The 14,403-nt window shown below is 63.9% G+C and carries 14 protein-coding genes and 1 tRNA gene; 7 read left to right on the plus strand and 8 right to left on the minus strand.

All coding sequences use genetic code 11. From position 1 onward, the window contains the following. Window positions 1-56: 56 nt before the first annotated feature. The 5 genes from FAZ21_RS14305 to FAZ21_RS14325 all read right to left on the minus strand — a co-directional run bounded on the left by FAZ21_RS14305 (window position 57) and on the right by FAZ21_RS14325 (window position 4,234). Window positions 57-770, minus strand: a complete 714-nt coding sequence (locus FAZ21_RS14305) for an RBBP9/YdeN family alpha/beta hydrolase (RefSeq protein WP_246038666.1) — start codon at window positions 768-770, stop codon at window positions 57-59. Next, the gene (locus FAZ21_RS14310) at window positions 767-1,573 is read right to left on the minus strand and encodes an EAL domain-containing protein (RefSeq protein ID WP_169307412.1); all 807 of its coding nucleotides are present in this window, start codon (window positions 1,571-1,573) and stop codon (window positions 767-769) included. Before FAZ21_RS14310 ends, FAZ21_RS14305 begins: the two co-directional genes overlap by 4 nt. A gap of 477 nt (window positions 1,574-2,050) precedes the next feature. After that, complete coding sequence (locus tag FAZ21_RS14315) at window positions 2,051-2,689, minus strand: peroxiredoxin (protein WP_136774127.1); 639 nt, start codon at window positions 2,687-2,689, stop codon at window positions 2,051-2,053. Between the two features lie 77 nt (window positions 2,690-2,766). Continuing rightward, a complete protein-coding gene (locus tag FAZ21_RS14320; protein WP_136774128.1) occupies window positions 2,767-3,771 on the minus strand; it encodes a sulfate ABC transporter substrate-binding protein in 1,005 nt (334 codons plus the stop codon). An 85-nt stretch (window positions 3,772-3,856) separates the two neighbouring features. Further along, window positions 3,857-4,234, minus strand: a complete 378-nt coding sequence (locus tag FAZ21_RS14325) for a 2Fe-2S iron-sulfur cluster-binding protein (RefSeq protein ID WP_136774129.1) — start codon at window positions 4,232-4,234, stop codon at window positions 3,857-3,859. A gap of 23 nt (window positions 4,235-4,257) precedes the next feature. On the opposite strand from FAZ21_RS14325, the gene FAZ21_RS14330 reads away from it, so the two are divergent. Further along, window positions 4,258-5,478 (plus strand): HD-GYP domain-containing protein, encoded by a 1,221-nt coding sequence (locus FAZ21_RS14330; RefSeq protein WP_136774130.1) that lies wholly within the window; start codon window positions 4,258-4,260, stop codon window positions 5,476-5,478. A gap of 101 nt (window positions 5,479-5,579) precedes the next feature. On the opposite strand, the gene FAZ21_RS14335 is transcribed toward FAZ21_RS14330, so the two are convergent. Together FAZ21_RS14335 and mutM are read right to left on the minus strand one after the other, a co-directional pair. Continuing rightward, window positions 5,580-7,592, minus strand: coding sequence for a dynamin family protein (locus FAZ21_RS14335; protein ID WP_136774131.1), 2,013 nt, complete (start codon window positions 7,590-7,592; stop codon window positions 5,580-5,582). A 70-nt stretch (window positions 7,593-7,662) separates the two neighbouring features. After that, window positions 7,663-8,478 (minus strand): bifunctional DNA-formamidopyrimidine glycosylase/DNA-(apurinic or apyrimidinic site) lyase, encoded by an 816-nt coding sequence (gene mutM, locus FAZ21_RS14340; protein ID WP_136774132.1) that lies wholly within the window; start codon window positions 8,476-8,478, stop codon window positions 7,663-7,665. 310 nt (window positions 8,479-8,788) lie between these two features. On the opposite strand from mutM, the gene FAZ21_RS14345 reads away from it, so the two are divergent. From FAZ21_RS14345 to FAZ21_RS14370, 6 genes are all read left to right on the plus strand, one after another. Continuing rightward, window positions 8,789-10,567 (plus strand): tetratricopeptide repeat protein, encoded by a 1,779-nt coding sequence (locus tag FAZ21_RS14345; protein ID WP_136774133.1) that lies wholly within the window; start codon window positions 8,789-8,791, stop codon window positions 10,565-10,567. Then, a complete protein-coding gene (locus FAZ21_RS14350) occupies window positions 10,564-11,118 on the plus strand; it encodes an outer membrane lipoprotein LolB (protein WP_136774134.1) in 555 nt (184 codons plus the stop codon). Before FAZ21_RS14345 ends, FAZ21_RS14350 begins: the two co-directional genes overlap by 4 nt. Then, window positions 11,115-11,972 carry a 4-(cytidine 5'-diphospho)-2-C-methyl-D-erythritol kinase gene (gene ispE, locus FAZ21_RS14355; protein ID WP_136774135.1) on the plus strand — a complete coding sequence of 286 codons (858 nt, stop codon included), beginning with the start codon at window positions 11,115-11,117 and terminating at the stop codon, window positions 11,970-11,972. The genes FAZ21_RS14350 and ispE overlap by 4 nt, the downstream gene beginning before the upstream one ends. A 14-nt stretch (window positions 11,973-11,986) precedes the next feature. Continuing rightward, a tRNA-Gln gene (locus FAZ21_RS14360) sits at window positions 11,987-12,063 on the plus strand. A gap of 61 nt (window positions 12,064-12,124) precedes the next feature. After that, window positions 12,125-13,075, plus strand: a complete 951-nt coding sequence (locus FAZ21_RS14365; protein ID WP_136774136.1) for a ribose-phosphate pyrophosphokinase — start codon at window positions 12,125-12,127, stop codon at window positions 13,073-13,075. 114 nt (window positions 13,076-13,189) lie between these two features. Next, window positions 13,190-13,774 carry a 50S ribosomal protein L25/general stress protein Ctc gene (locus FAZ21_RS14370; protein WP_136774137.1) on the plus strand — a complete coding sequence of 195 codons (585 nt, stop codon included), beginning with the start codon at window positions 13,190-13,192 and terminating at the stop codon, window positions 13,772-13,774. Window positions 13,775-13,837: 63 nt separating this feature from the next. On the opposite strand, the gene FAZ21_RS14375 is transcribed toward FAZ21_RS14370, so the two are convergent. Then, window positions 13,838-14,314 (minus strand): hypothetical protein, encoded by a 477-nt coding sequence (locus tag FAZ21_RS14375; protein ID WP_136774138.1) that lies wholly within the window; start codon window positions 14,312-14,314, stop codon window positions 13,838-13,840. Window positions 14,315-14,403: the final 89 nt, after the last annotated feature.

Consider the following 14,403-nt stretch of genomic DNA (forward strand, 5'->3'; position numbering starts at 1 on the left):
TGAAAAGTGGTCAGCGCGACGCGGGAACGCTTCGGGTCGCGCCTGGGCTGTGCCGCTCAGTAGGCGATGGTACGAACACCGTGCCGCGCCTTGTCGAGCCCGGCGCGGATGAGCGTGGGCGCGGCTTCCAGCGAAGCGACCGATTCACCGTCGCGGGTGCGCGGCGAGCGCGGGCGTGGCTGGTGCAGCCGGCCGCGCCGCGCGCTTTGCAGTACCTGGCGCAGGAAGCGAATGCCCTGCGGCCAGGTGCCGTGGCCGGAATCCACGTTGATATGGCCCGCGCCGGCCAGCGTGACCTGCCGCGCGCCCCACGCCTCGGCAAAGGCGGTGGCGCGGTCGAGGTGGCAGGTGGGGTCGTCGTCGCTGGCGATCAGCAGCGTGGGGAACGGCAGCGGTCGTTGCGGTAGCGGTACGAAGCCGGTGAACTGGTGCGGAACCGTGGGGCGTCGCACGTCGGCCGGCGCCACCAGCAGGGCGCCGGCGATGCGCCCGCCGCGTCCGTGCAGCGCGCACCAGTGGGCAACGGTGATGCAACCCAGGCTGTGCGCCACCAGGATCACTGGCGCATCGCTGTCGCCCAGTTGGGCATCCAGCGCGCGTACCCATGGGCCGGCCACCGGGTGTTCCCAGTCGGCCTGTTCGACGCGTTCGATGCCGGGGTAGCGCGCCTGCCAGACGCTCTGCCAATGCTCGGGGCCGGAGCTGCGCCAGCCGGGCAGCATGATGATGCGGCCGCCTGCGGCCAGCCATTGTTGGATGGGGTCGTTCATACGCGGTATCCGGGTTCGCCCAACAGGTAGCCTTGCAGGCCATCGACGCCAGCTTCCAGTGCCAGTTCGCGCTGGGCGGGCGTTTCCACGCCTTTGGCCAGCACCAGTGCGCCGGTGTCGCGCAGCAGTGTGGCCAGTTGCTTGTAACCACGGCGTGCCGTGGCATCGCTGCTGGCGAGCTTGAGCAACTGGCGGTCCAGCTTCACGTAGTCCGGCGCCACGGCCCACAGCCGGTCGAAGTTGGCGTGTGCATGGCCGAAATCGTCCAGCGCGATGCGATAGCCCCGCGCTCGGAAGTTGCCCACCGCGCGTTGCAGTGCTTGCGGATCGGCGGCGACGGCATCGCTTTCCAGCAGTTCCAGCACCACGTCATGCGGGCGGAAACCCTGGCTGTCGAGAATGCGTTCGAAGTAGACGCCATGCGCATCCACCGCCGGCAGCAGTTCCGGGTGTACGTTCAGGAACAGCGAGCGCTGGGGGCGGGCGTAGGCGGCAAAGTTGATGAGGTGCAAGGTGCGGCACAGCCGGTCGAACGCCACCAGCAGATCGCTGGCACGTGCGGCGGCAAAGGCCGAAGGAGGTGCCAGCGGCTTGCGGCGCAGACTGGCGCGCAACAGCGCCTCCTCGCCCAGCACGGTGATGCCATCCGGCGCGTAGATCGGCTGGAACGCCGAAGCCAGCCGCATGCCCAGCGCCTCGGTCACCGCACCCTGGATCGGGTCGATGCCAAACTCGGCGCGCGGCCAGTCCCGCCGGATTTCGGCCGGGACTGGATAGGCTGGGATCTTGAACGTGTCGTTCATGGGGTTCCGGAAACGCGGGCGGTAATAGGATTGAGGATCGGTTTTCGGCCGGCCGCGACGATGCCCAGTGTTTGCAAAACCACCCCAGGCACCCAGCAACCAGCCACAAGCATTGGCAAAACACCCCCGAGCAAAGCGAGGCCCCTCGCGGCGGCGAGGGCGGGGGGAGTGGAATCGATCAAGAAGAACCGGTGCCTTTGCACACCCCGGGCGACCAGCCCCCGGCTTCGCCGGGGACATGCTGCAACTGGCATGCACCACCGGTTCGCCAGGAAGCACCCAGCAACCAGCCACAAGCATTGGCAAAACACCCCCGAGCAAAGCGAGGCCCCCTCGCGGCGGCGAGGGCGGGGGGAGTGGAATCGATCAGGAAGAACCGGTGCCTTTGGCGCACCTCGGGCGACCAGCCCCCGGCTTTGCCGGGGGCGTGCTGCAATTGGCATATAAGCTGTAGTTCGCCAGAAAGGACTTACCGGTTCACCGGTTCGGTTGGGCGGTCAGCCGCAAGTACGGCCGCACCGCGTTGTAGCCGCGTGGGAAGCGCTCGGCGATCTCGGCTTCGTCGGTGAGCGAGGGCACGATCACCACGTCGTCGCCATCACGCCAGTTGGCGGGCGTGGCCACCTTGTAGCGGTCGGTCAGTTGCAGCGAATCGATCACGCGCAGGATTTCGTCGAAGTTGCGCCCGGTGGACGCCGGATAGGTCAGCGTCAGGCGAATCTTCTTCAACGGATCGATCACGAACACGGTGCGCACGGTGAGGTTGGCCAGCGAATCGGGATGGATCATGTCGTACAGCGTTGCCACCTTGCGGTCGGCGTCGGCCAGGATGGGAAAGTCCACCTTGGCGTTCTGCGTTTCGTTGATGTCGGCGATCCAGCGGTGATGCGATTCCACCGGGTCGACGCTTACCGCCAGTACCTTGGTGTTGCGCTGGGCGAACTGCTCGCCCAGCTTGGCGGTGTAGCCCAGTTCGGTGGTGCACACCGGCGTGAAGTCGGCCGGGTGCGAGAACAGCACTACCCAGTGCTCGCCCGCCCATTCGTGGAAGCGGATTTCGCCTTGCGACGATTGCTGGGTGAAATCGGGGGCGATGTCGCCGAGACGCAGACTCATGATCGGATTCCTTGAATAAAGGGGGGCGGATTCGGAATGCCCGCCAGCTGGGCTGGCGGGGCGTGATGCGCGCTGGGTTACTTGGCGTTCGCGGCCTGGATCTGGTCGAACACGCCGCCGTCGGCGAAGTGGGTCTTCTGTGCCTTGGCCCAGCCGCCGAATTCTTCGTCGATGTCGAACAGCTTCACGTTGGGGAACTGCTTGGCGTATTTGGCGTAGACGCCCTTGTCGATCGGGCGGTAGTAATTGCGCGCGGCAATTTCCTGGCCTTCGGGCGAATACAGGTACTTGAGGTATTCCTCGGCCACCTTGCGGGTGCCCTTCTTGTCGACGACCTTGTCCACCACGGCAACCGGCGGCTCGGCCTTGATCGACAGGCTGGGTGCGACGATTTCGTATTTGTCGGCGCCGAATTCGCGGATCGACAGCACCGCTTCGTTTTCCCACGCCAGCAGTACGTCGCCCTGGCCGCGCTCGGTGAAGGTCACCGTGGAACCGCGCGCACCGCTGTCGAGGATCGGCACGTTCTTGAACAGGCGTTGCAGGAAGTCGCGCGCCTTGTCATCGTTGCCATATTGTTTCTTGGCCCAGCCCCAGGCGGCCAGGTAGTTCCAGCGGGCGCCGCCGGAGGTCTTGGGGTTCGGTGTGATGACCTTCACGTCGCTGCGCACCAGATCGCCCCAATCCTTGATGTTCTTGGGGTTGCCCTTACGCACCAGGAAGACGATGGTGGAGGTGTACGGAGAGGAGTTGTCGGGGTAGGCCTTTTGCCAGTTGGGCTTGAGCAACTTGCCCTTCTCGGCGATTTCGTCGATGTCGTAGGCCAGGGCCAGCGTCACTATGTCGGCTTGCAGGCCGTCGAGCACGGAGCGGCCCTGCTTGCCCGAGCCGCCATGCGACTGGCGGATGGTCACATCGTCGCCGGTCTTTTTCTTCCAGTAGGCGCTGAAGGCTTTGTTGTAGTCCTGGTACAGCTCACGGGTGGGGTCGTACGAAACGTTCAGCAACTCGATCGAAGCGGCAAAGCTGCCGGCGGATACGAAGGCAAGCGCGACGGCTGCGATCAACTGGCGATAAGACATGGTTGGCTCCCTGGCTCTTTGGAATAAGGACAGGGGCAGTGTGGCAAAACTTCTTTATTCCATGAAATATCGTTTCATTTGGATATTAGTCATTTTTGATATAAACGACCAAATCGCACGACACGCGAACATGACAAGCCAGACGAAGCCGATCCGGGTCAGCCACCCCGTCGGACTCTTCCGTTTCGCCCAGGCCATGGCGGGCCAGCACATTGCGCTCCATCCGGGTGAGCGGCGGCGGTTCGATACCGTTGGGAAACTGCACGCGAACCACGCACGCGCCGCATGTACCCTGGCCGCAACGCCATGCCAGCAAGGGTGGGCCGACCTGGGCATGGCGCAGTGCATCGACCAGCCGGGCACCGTCCGGAATGGCATCGTAGATTGTTACTTCTGCCTTGGTGACAACTTTGAGTTTGTGCATGCTGGGAAAGTCAACATTCGAAAGGTCATGAACCGGCATTCAGCCATTGGCCACCCATCGATATGATCAAAAAGATACCTGTCTCCACTTTACGCCCCGGGATGTATGTCCATGACCTGAACGCAGGCTGGCTTGCGCATCCCTTCCTTTTTTCCAGCTTCAAGGTACACAAACAGGAGGAGATCGAGCGCATCGTCACCGCGGGGATTCGCGAGCTGTATATCGACACCGAGCGCGGCCTGGACGTGGCGGATGCGCCGACGCGCGAGGCGGTGGAGGCGCGGCTGACGCAGGAACTCGAAGCGGTGATGCGCCAGCCGCCCGCCAAGCTGGCCCGGGTGGAGGTATCGGCCGAACTGTCGCGCGCCCAGCAGATCAAGCGGCAGGCGCACAGCGTGGTGCGTTCGATCATGTCCGACGTGCGCCTCGGCAAGGCGGTGGAGCTGGCGCAGGCGGAAACCGTGGTCGAGACCATCACCGAATCCGTGCTGCGCAACAATGGCGCGCTGATCGGGCTGATGGGCATCAAGAACAAGGACGACTACACCTTCCTGCATTCGGTCAGCGTCTGTGCCTTGATGGTGGCCTTCGCCCAGGCGCGTGGCTGCGCCGACGAAACGGTGCGCATCGCCGGGCTGGGCGCCTTGCTGCACGATACCGGCAAGATGCTGGTGCCCGACGCGGTGCTGAACAAGCCGGGGCGCTACACCGAGGAGGAGTTCGCGGTGATGAAGAAGCATCCCGAGGATGGCTGGCGCTTGCTGAAGGAGATTCCGGATATCGACGAGATCGCGCTGGATATCGTGCTGCATCATCACGAGCGCCTGGACGGCACCGGCTATCCGCATGGCCTGGCCGGTGACCAGATCGCCCCGCTGACGCAGATGAGCGCCATCGTCGATGTCTACGACGCGATCACCGCCGACCGGGTGTACCACCAGGGCGTGACCGCGCCGGAGGGGCTGCGCAAGCTGTGGGAATGGAGCAACCACCACTTCCAGCCGGAGCTGGTGCAGTCGTTCATCCGCATGGTGGGCATCTATCCGGTGGGCTCGCTGGTGCGGCTGGAATCCGGAAGGCTGGCGGTGGTGATGCAGCAACACGACAGCCACCTGATGACGCCCCAGGTGAAAGTGGTCTTTTCCACGCGCTCCAATGCCTATGTGCCACCGGAAGAGGTGGATCTTTCGCTGGGGGTGGGGCACGGGGGGGCGGATCGCATCATCGGCCATGAAGACGCCCGCAAGTGGCGCATCGATACCACGCGCTATCTACAGGCGTGAAACACCGCGTATGAAGCGGGCCGGACGGGCGGATATCGCAGGCCGCCACCCGAAATGCACAACGCCGCACAAGGCGGCGTCGTGGGTGGGGCCGACGCGGATCAGGCCGCGACGCGGGGCTGGCTGAAGTCGGTGTTCAAGGTGGTGTACACCGCGCGCAACCGGCTTTCGAGTTCCGCCGCCTGGTGTTCCAGTTGGCGATCCATGTCTTCCAGTTCCACGATGCGGCTTTCCAGCGTGTCGGTCGCCTTGTGGATGCGCTTGATGCTCTCCAGGCGGCGGCGCAACTGCAACTGGTGTTCGCGCACTTGGGTTTCCATCGGCGCCATCACGGCCTTGAGCCAGTTGTCCACGTCGCGGTTGGCCACTTCGAACACATACACCACGCGGCTGGCGACTGTTTCGAAGAACTTGGCGGTCAGCCGGCCCTGGCTGGTGGTCAGCAGGTTGCTGATGGTGTTGAAGTGCTCACGGAAGGATTTTTCCAGGCGCGCCAGTTCCTTGTGGTACTTCAACGTGGAGAACGGCGGCGGTGTGACCTGCCCCAGGCCGTGTTCCTCGCTGAACTTGCGATACATTGCGGCCATCATCGCCTGGATTTCCGCCACCTGTTCGGCGGACTTGCTGATGTTGCCGTTCACGTCCTTGAAGAAGCGATCCATGATCGCGCGCAGGCCGCCTTCGCCGAAGGAGAACAGTGAGCGTTCCATTTCGCCGCGAATGCGCGCGATCTCGGCCTTCAGGGCATCCATGCCCAGCAGCGTGAGCAACTGGTTGGTCTGCTGGCTGAACACGCTGCGCAGTGCCTGGAAGCGCACCAGCCCCTGCTCGAAGTGGCGTTTGTCCGACTGCACCTTTTCCATCATCTGCGCGACCACGTCGTGGTTCTTGCCGCGCAGCGTGGTCAGTTCACCGAGCTGTTCGCCCAGGCCGTCGCGCCGCACCGACAGGATGGCGCGGGTGGAGCCGACGATATCTTCGACCTCGGTAATGGTGCTGTCGCGCACGATATCCTGCTTGGCCGGCAGCAGCTCCTGCGACAGTGCGGTTTCCAGGCGGGTGAGCTGCGAGCGCACCAGTAGATCGTCGTCGTCGTGCACCTTCGCCACCAGCGCCTTCTGCGCCGATACCGGGTAGACCTGCGAGGTGGGTACGCCCAGCAGATGCGCGGTGGTATCCACCTGGCGATTGATTTCGCCGGCGATTTCGTCGGTGGTCTTCAGGTCATCCCACAGGCCGTCGATCTTGTTGAGCACCACCAGCCGGCCGCGCGTACCGCCCTGCACCCGGCCAATATGGTTGCGCCACACGTCGATGTCGCTCTTGGTGACGCCGGTGTCGGCGGCCAGGATGAACAGGATGGCGTGGGCGTTGGGCAGCAGGTTGAGCGTCAGTTCCGGCTCGGTACCGATGGCGTTCAGCCCCGGGGTGTCGAGGATGACGAGACCTTGCTCCAGCAACGGGTGCGGGAAGTTGATCAACGCGTGGCGCCAGGCCGGAATCTCGACCATGCCATCGGCGCCGATGGTCATTTTCTGATCCGGGTCTTCATCGTTGAACAGCCCGTACTCGCGGGCTTCGTCGATGGGTACGCGCTTGGTGTAGCCCACCTGGCGGAACGCGGCGAGCAGGGCTTCGGCGTTGGCCAGTTCCAGCGGGATGGTGGTCCATTCCTCGGGATAGCGGCGGTACTCGCTGGTGGTGACGTTCTGCTTGCGGGTTTCGATCGGCAGCAACTGGATCGATGCGGGCTGCTGCGGATCGTAGAACAGTTCGGTCGGGCACATCGTGGTGCGCCCGGCGGACGACGGCAGCACGCGCTGGCCGTAGTGTGCGAAGAAGATGGCGTTGATCAGCTCGGATTTGCCGCGCGAGAACTCGGCGACGAAGGCGATGTTGAGTTTGTCGTCCTTGAGCTTGTCCAGCAGGATCTGCACGCGGTGCTGGGTCTGGGCGTCGTCCAGATCCTGCTCGTTCAGCCAGCGTGCAAGTTGCGATACCGACTGCGAGAGCTGGCCGCGCCATGCGCTGTAGGCCTGGAAGTCGCCGACCAGGCGGTCACTGCCGGACGGGTCGTTCACCGCCAGCGAGTCGAGGTGCAGATAATCCATCATGGACAGCTCCCTGAATGCGGGCGCGCTGGGCGGCCCGTCGATATCGTTATGTCGTTGTCGTACAACTGTGTCAATGCTGGCACGCCGGGCAATGGAACGTGGCCCGCTGGCCCTGGCGCATTTGCTGGATCGGCGTTCCACACACCCGGCAGGGCTCTCCTGTCCGACCATAAGCAAAGCACTGAAGCAGAAAGTATCCGGAGCGGCCGTCGCTGTCGACGAAATCCCGAAGGGTGGTGCCACCGGCATTGATTGCATCGGTCAATGTTTCGCGAATCGCGACGACCAGCCGGGCAACTTCCTCCCCGCTCAGCCCGGCCGCTGCGCGAGCCGGATCGATGCGCGCGCGAAACAATGATTCCGAAGCATAAATATTACCCACTCCCACCACGACATGGTTGTCCATGATCACTTGTTTGATCGCGGCCTGCCGACGGGCGAGCGCTTGAGCGAGATGGTCGGTATTGAAGCTTTCGGAAAGCGGTTCCGGCCCCAGTTCGGCCAGCAGAGGATGTGCTTCCGGCGCGCCGACATGCCATAGCATCGCGCCGAAACGGCGGGGGTCGCGAAACCTCAGGCGGCGGCCGTTGTCCAGCACGATATCCACGTGGTCGTGCTTCTCGGGCGGGAACGGTTCGGTCAGTACGCGCAGTGTGCCGCTCATGCCCAGGTGCACGATCAGCGTGCCGTGTTCGAAGCGGAACAGCAGGTATTTGGCGCGCCGGCTCAGCCCCAGCAGGCGGTGGCCGACGATGACGTCGGGTAGCTCGGCGGGGATCGGCCAGCGCAGGCGGCGTTCGCGCACGATCATCTGCGCAACATGGGCGCCCTCCAGGTGCGGCGATATACCGCGGCGCGTGGTTTCGACTTCGGGCAGTTCAGGCATGACGGAACGGACTCTCTCGCGTTTGGACGGCCGGACGGGAATTCACTTAATATGGCTGCGGCCTGTTTGGCCGGGCCGCCGCGCTGCGATGCGCGCCACAGCGCAAGGCATGAACAGGTGGCCGGTTTCTGTTCGGTCGCATACCGTTGAAATCGGGCCCGGAACGCCTATTTAAAACTCCACATAGACTGCCCTTTGCCCGGGAGCGTTTGTCCAGCCTTTACAGGCGGATCATCCCTGGGTTGCGGCAGCATCGATACCCGAAGGCATCGCGCGCGTGCGCGTTGTTTTCCAACCCGCGGATTGTGCCATGCCCACCACCCCTCGCGTGCGCCTGCCAGCGCTTCTTGTCCTGGTTCTGTCCCTTGCCCTCGGTGCTTGTGCCACCGGCCGGCCGCTCGCTTCTGCCGAGCCGGTGGCCGATGCCGCCAGCGAACCGGATGCCATCGACGCCAGCGCCGCCGCCGCACGCCGTGCGGAAGAAGCTCGTTATCCCAAGCAGGAGCTGAGCGAGGACATGCTGTTGCGCTTTCTGGTGGGCGACATCGCCTTGCAGCGCGGCAATACCGGCCTGGCCTCGCAGGCTTGGGTCGAACTGGCACAGCAGAGCGCTGATCCCCGTGTGGCCCGTCGCGCGACCGAGGTGGCCATCGCCGCTGGCCAGCTCAACCAGGCGCTGGACGCTGCTTCGCGCTGGGTGGCCGAATCGCCGCAGTCACCCGAGGCCCATCAGGTGATGGTCAGCCTGCTGATCCGCGCCAACCGGCTGGAAGAAGCGCGTCCGCACCTGGAGGCGCTGTTTGCTGCGCAACCAAAGGAAATCGCGCCCTTCCTGCTCCAGATTCACCGCCTGTGGGACAAACAGACCGACCGCAAGGCGGCGCTGAAGCTGACCCAGGAACTGACCGCGCCCTACCCGGACATGCCGGAGGCGCATTTTTCGCTTGCCGTGGCCTACGCCAATACCGAGCGCCCGAGCGATGCGCTGGCGGAGCTGGACAAGGTGGATGCGCTGCGTCCGGGCTGGGAGGCCTCGCTGCTCTACCGCGCCCAGTTGCTGGAAGATCAACCGGCGGCGGTGCGCATCGCCCAACTGGAACAGGCCGCCAAGGTGCTGCCCAAATCCGCCGGGATACAGAACGCGCTGGCCCGGCTGTATGCCGAGAACAAGCGTTATCCCGAAGCCGCCGCCGCCTACCAGAAGGTGCTGGAACTCAAGCCGGACGATCTGGAGGCATTGGTCGGCTCCGGGCTGGTGGCGCTGGAATCGGGCGATCTGGACACGGCCAACGCCCGCCTGAGCGCGGCCGAGGCGCGCGCCCAGGCGCATAGCGGCAGCCTGCGTTTCTACCTGGGCCAGATCGCCGAGCAACAACAGCGCTTTGCCGATGCCGCCACCTGGTACGAACGTACCGACGGCGAACTCAAGTCCGCCGCGCAACTTCGCCTGGTGCGGGTGTACGCCAAGCTCGACCGGGTGGACGATGCCCAGGCGCTGGTGGCCGCGCTGCCGGCCGATACGCCGGAAAAGCAGGTGGAAAAGGCGCAGATCGAAGCGCAACTTTGGCGCGAAATGCGTAATTATCCGCGCGCGTACACCACGCTGTCCGAGGCGCTGAAGCGGCACCCCGACAACACCGATCTGCTCTACGATCGTTCGCTGGTGTCCGATCTCAACGGTAACCTGCCGGCCGCCGAGGCCGATCTGCGCCGCTACCTGGAACTGAAACCCGATAGCGCCACCGGGCTGAATGCGCTGGGCTATACGCTGGTCAACCGTACCGACCGCGTGGATGAAGCCGCCGGATATATCGAACGCGCGATTGCGCTGGAGCCGGATAACGCCGTCATCCTGGACAGCCTGGGCTGGCTGCGTTTCAAGCAGGGGCGGCTGAACGAGGCGCAGGAGGCGCTCGCTCGCGCCCACAAGCTGATGGACGACCCCGAAATCGCGGCGCATCTGGCGGAAGCGCTGTGGCAACTGGGCCGCAAGGGCGAGGCGCGCGAAATCTATCGCGCCGCGCTGGCCAAGACGCCGGATAACGAGGTGTTGCAGGAAACCGGCAAGCGGCTGGGGATACAGCCGTGAGGCGATGGCTGGGGCGTGGCGCGGCCATGGGCGCCGCGCTGTGGCTGGCTGCCTGTGCGTCGGTGGCGCCACCCGATGGCGCGCCCGTCCATAGTGACTTTGCCGCGGATGGGCGCCTGGTCGCGCGTGGCGAGGTCGATGGCCGGCACGTCAACGAGAATGCCAACTTCCGGTGGCGGCGCAGCGGCGAAACGGTGACCGTCGAGCTGGGCAGCCCGCTGGGCGAAACACGGGCCCGGTTGATCGCAACGCCGCAGGAAGCCTCGATCCGGATGTCCGATGGTCGCGAAGCGCACGCGGACGACGCGGATCAATTGCTGACGGAGCTGACCGGGCTGACGCTGCCAGTCGCCCAGTTGCGCTGGTGGATCGAAGGGCGTGAAGCCCCCTCGCTGCCGGTGAAGGAGTTGTCCGCCGAGCCGGCCGCCAGCCGCAGCATCGAGCAGGCCGGCTGGCAGGTGTCGTTCTACGATGCCGCGCCGTTTCCCAAGCGGCTGGTGCTCAAGCGCGAGGCACTGGAAGTTCGTGTCGCGGTATCCACCTGGCCATGAGCAATTCGCGCCTTCCGGCCTGGCAGGCCTTTCCCGCGCCGGCCAAGCTCAATCTTTTCCTGCATATCGTCGGCCGGCGTACCGATGGCTACCACCTGCTGCAATCGGTGTTCCAGTTGATCGATATTGCCGACACCATCGAATTGCGCGTGCGGGCCGACGGTGAAGTGGTCCTGCACAACCCCATCCCGGGGGTGCCGGCGGACAGCGACCTGACCGTACGCGCGGCGCGATTGTTGCAAGCCGAAGCCGGCTGCGGCCTGGGTGTGGACATCCGGGTGGAGAAGCGCCTGCCCATGGGCGGCGGCCTGGGCGGCGGCAGTTCGGATGCCGCCACGGTGCTGCTGGCGCTGAACCGGCTGTGGCATCTGGATCTGGCGCGCACGCGATTGATGGAGATCGGCCTGAAGCTGGGGGCGGATGTGCCGTTCTTCGTGTTTGGCCGCAATGCCTTTGTCGAAGGCATCGGCGAGATCATGACGCCGGTGACGACGCCGGAAGGCTGGTTCGTGGTGCTGCACCCGGGTGTGCACGTGCCGACGCCGGCCATTTTCGGTGCCGCCGATCTGGTGCGCGATACGCCGCTCATCTCGCCCGATGGCATCGATTACGCCGCCACGCATAATGATATGGAGCCGGTGGCGTGCAGGCTGTTTCCCGAAGTGGCCGCCGCGCGGGACTGGCTGGCGCAGTTCGCGCCGGCGCGCATGACCGGTTCCGGCGCCTGTGTTTTTGCATTTACCGCTTCACAAACCGAAAGTGCCTGTGTATTATCTCGGCTTCCTGACGCGACGGCCGGATTCCAGGCCGCAACAATCGCTCAGCACCCGTTATACGGATTTGCAAGCGATTAGCGAGCAGGTTCGTTAGGGGAGTCGCCAAGTTGGTTAAGGCATCGGATTTTGATTCCGACATTCGAGGGTTCGAATCCTTCCTCCCCTGCCAGATCGAAGACAGAAAAGCGTGTACACCCGTTACACGCTTTTCGTTTTTTCAGGGTTCGGAAATGGCTTACGACAGCCTCATGGTGTTCACTGGCAATGCTAATCCCAAGCTTGCCGACAGTGTCGTCAATCATCTCGACATCTCGCTGGGCCGTGCCACGGTCGGGCGGTTTTCCGATGGTGAAGTGACGGTCGAGTTGCTGGAAAATGTGCGTGGCCGCGATGTATTCGTGTTGCAGTCCACCTGTGTTCCCACCAACGACAACATCATGGAAGTGATGCTGATGGTCGATGCGCTCAAGCGCGCATCCGCCGGCCGGATCACCGCCGCCATTCCCTATTTCGGTTATGCCCGGCAGGATCGGCGCCCGCGTTCGGCGCGCGTGCCGATTTCGGCCAAGGTGATCGCCAACATGTTGCAGGTGGCCGGCGTCGATCGCGTGTTGACCGTCGATGTCCACGCCGACCAGATCCAGGGCTTCTTCGACATCCCGGTGGATAACATCTATTCCACGCCGGTACTGCTGTCGGATATCCGTGCCCAACAGCACGAAGACCTGATGGTCGTCAGCCCGGACGTCGGCGGCGTGCTGCGCGCCCGCGCCATGGCCAAGCAACTGAACGTGGACATGGCCATCATCGACAAGCGTCGCCCCAAGGCCAATGTAGCCGAGGTGATGCACATCATCGGCGATGTGTCCGGCCGCACCTGTGTGATCATCGATGACATGATCGATACGGCCAATACGCTGTGCAAGGCTGCGGCCGCGCTCAAGCAGCATGGCGCCAAGCGCGTCCTGGCCTATGCCACGCATCCGGTGTTCTCCGGCGCGGCCGTCGAGCGTATCCTGCAATCGGATCTGGACGAAGTGGTGGTGACCGATACCATTCCGCTGTCGGAGGCCGCCCAGGTGTCCGACCGGATTCGCGTGGTGTCGATTGCCGGCCTGCTGGCCGAAACGATGCGGCGCATCAACAACGAGGAATCGGTTTCCTCACTGTTCGTCGATTAAGAATTTACGGCGTGGCCCACGGGCCACGCTTTTGCCATTTGGGGGAATCATCCTCCAAATCATGTGCCATCTGGTCGCGGTTGGCGCGTGTTCATTCAGACTGGAATCAATATCATGACTTACGAAATTTCTGCTCAAGCGCGCGAATTGCAGGGCACTGGTGCGAGCCGCCGCCTGCGCAAAGCGGGCCAGCTGCCGGGTATCGTCTACGGCGGCAACAAGGATCCCAAGGCCATCGCCCTGGATCACAACAGCATGTACTACCAGTTGCAGGACGAAGCGTTCCACACCGCGCTGGTCAAGCTGACCGTGGGCGGCGAAACCGAACAGGTACTGGTGCGCAATGTGCAATACCACCCGTTCCGCCAACTGGTGCTGCACGTGGATTTCCAGCGCGTCGATGATTCCACCAAGGTGGAACTGAAGGTGCCGCTGCACTTCGTGAACGGCGATACCTCCGTCGGCGTGAAGCTGCAAGGCGGTTCGATCAGCCACATCCTGAACGAAGTGCTGGTACGTTGCGTTGCCACCAAGCTGCCGGACTTCATCGAAGTCGACCTGGGCCACCTGGACGCCACTCACGGCTCCGTGCACTTGTCCGATCTGAAGCTGCCGGAAGGTGTTGAGCTGATGTCCCTGGTTCGCGGTGCGAACCTGGCCGTGGCCAACCTGAACGGTGCCAAGGCTGTCGCCGAGTAATCGGGATCGCCAATAAAAAAGCCGACGCTTGCGTCGGCTTTTTTATTGCTGGAAACGACCGGATCAACCGGCCAGGATGGCTGTGACGGCGCGTTGTCCACTATCGGCTGCGCCACGGTGGCCCGAACGGCGCAGGGCGGTCAGCCATTCCTCGATCAGTGCTTCCAGCTCCGGGCCTTCGCTCAGCGCGGCGAAACGCTCGGTCAGGCGCGACTCCCACCCTTCACCCAGGTACTCGCGCGCTATCTGGAGTACCGCCCGCTTGACCAGGTGCATGCGCTCCAGCGTCGGCAGCTTGTCGTACATGCCGTGTACCACCGGGGTATCGACGGTGCGTGCGGCCCCTGCGGGGGCGATCAGCTTCAGTTGTTCCAGCAGGCGGACCACTTCCACCGCGCCCGGCATCAGCGCGGTGAGATCGTCGAAGCTGCGTCGACCATCGACCATGATCAGTAACTGTCGCGCCTTGGGCGGTACCTGACCGCTGCGCGAGACCAGTTCCTGCTGGCCCAGTTCTGTTTTGTGATAGATCGTGGCCATGTTGTTCCTCCTTTTCCCGATACGACAGGAATGCCCTTGTACTGTATGAGGAATGGGACGAGCTTCCCAGCTTTTTCTTACGAAAAAAG

The organism is Chitiniphilus eburneus (assembly GCF_005048205.1).
Classification (GTDB): domain Bacteria; phylum Pseudomonadota; class Gammaproteobacteria; order Burkholderiales; family Chitinibacteraceae; genus Chitiniphilus; species Chitiniphilus eburneus.

Coding starts and splice junctions, on each gene's coding strand:
- FAZ21_RS14305 (WP_246038666.1), bottom strand. CDS start 770: ATGAACGACCCCATCCAACAATGGCTGGCCGCAGGCGGCCGCATCATC.
- FAZ21_RS14310 (WP_169307412.1), bottom strand. CDS start 1,573: ATGAACGACACGTTCAAGATCCCAGCCTATCCAGTCCCGGCCGAAATC.
- FAZ21_RS14315 (WP_136774127.1), bottom strand. CDS start 2,689: ATGAGTCTGCGTCTCGGCGACATCGCCCCCGATTTCACCCAGCAATCG.
- FAZ21_RS14320 (WP_136774128.1), bottom strand. CDS start 3,771: ATGTCTTATCGCCAGTTGATCGCAGCCGTCGCGCTTGCCTTCGTATCC.
- FAZ21_RS14325 (WP_136774129.1), bottom strand. CDS start 4,234: ATGCCGGTTCATGACCTTTCGAATGTTGACTTTCCCAGCATGCACAAA.
- FAZ21_RS14330 (WP_136774130.1), top strand. CDS start 4,258: ATGATCAAAAAGATACCTGTCTCCACTTTACGCCCCGGGATGTATGTC.
- FAZ21_RS14335 (WP_136774131.1), bottom strand. CDS start 7,592: ATGATGGATTATCTGCACCTCGACTCGCTGGCGGTGAACGACCCGTCC.
- mutM (WP_136774132.1), bottom strand. CDS start 8,478: ATGCCTGAACTGCCCGAAGTCGAAACCACGCGCCGCGGTATATCGCCG.
- FAZ21_RS14345 (WP_136774133.1), top strand. CDS start 8,789: ATGCCCACCACCCCTCGCGTGCGCCTGCCAGCGCTTCTTGTCCTGGTT.
- ispE (WP_136774135.1), top strand. CDS start 11,115: ATGAGCAATTCGCGCCTTCCGGCCTGGCAGGCCTTTCCCGCGCCGGCC.
- FAZ21_RS14365 (WP_136774136.1), top strand. CDS start 12,125: ATGGCTTACGACAGCCTCATGGTGTTCACTGGCAATGCTAATCCCAAG.
- FAZ21_RS14370 (WP_136774137.1), top strand. CDS start 13,190: ATGACTTACGAAATTTCTGCTCAAGCGCGCGAATTGCAGGGCACTGGT.
- FAZ21_RS14375 (WP_136774138.1), bottom strand. CDS start 14,314: ATGGCCACGATCTATCACAAAACAGAACTGGGCCAGCAGGAACTGGTC.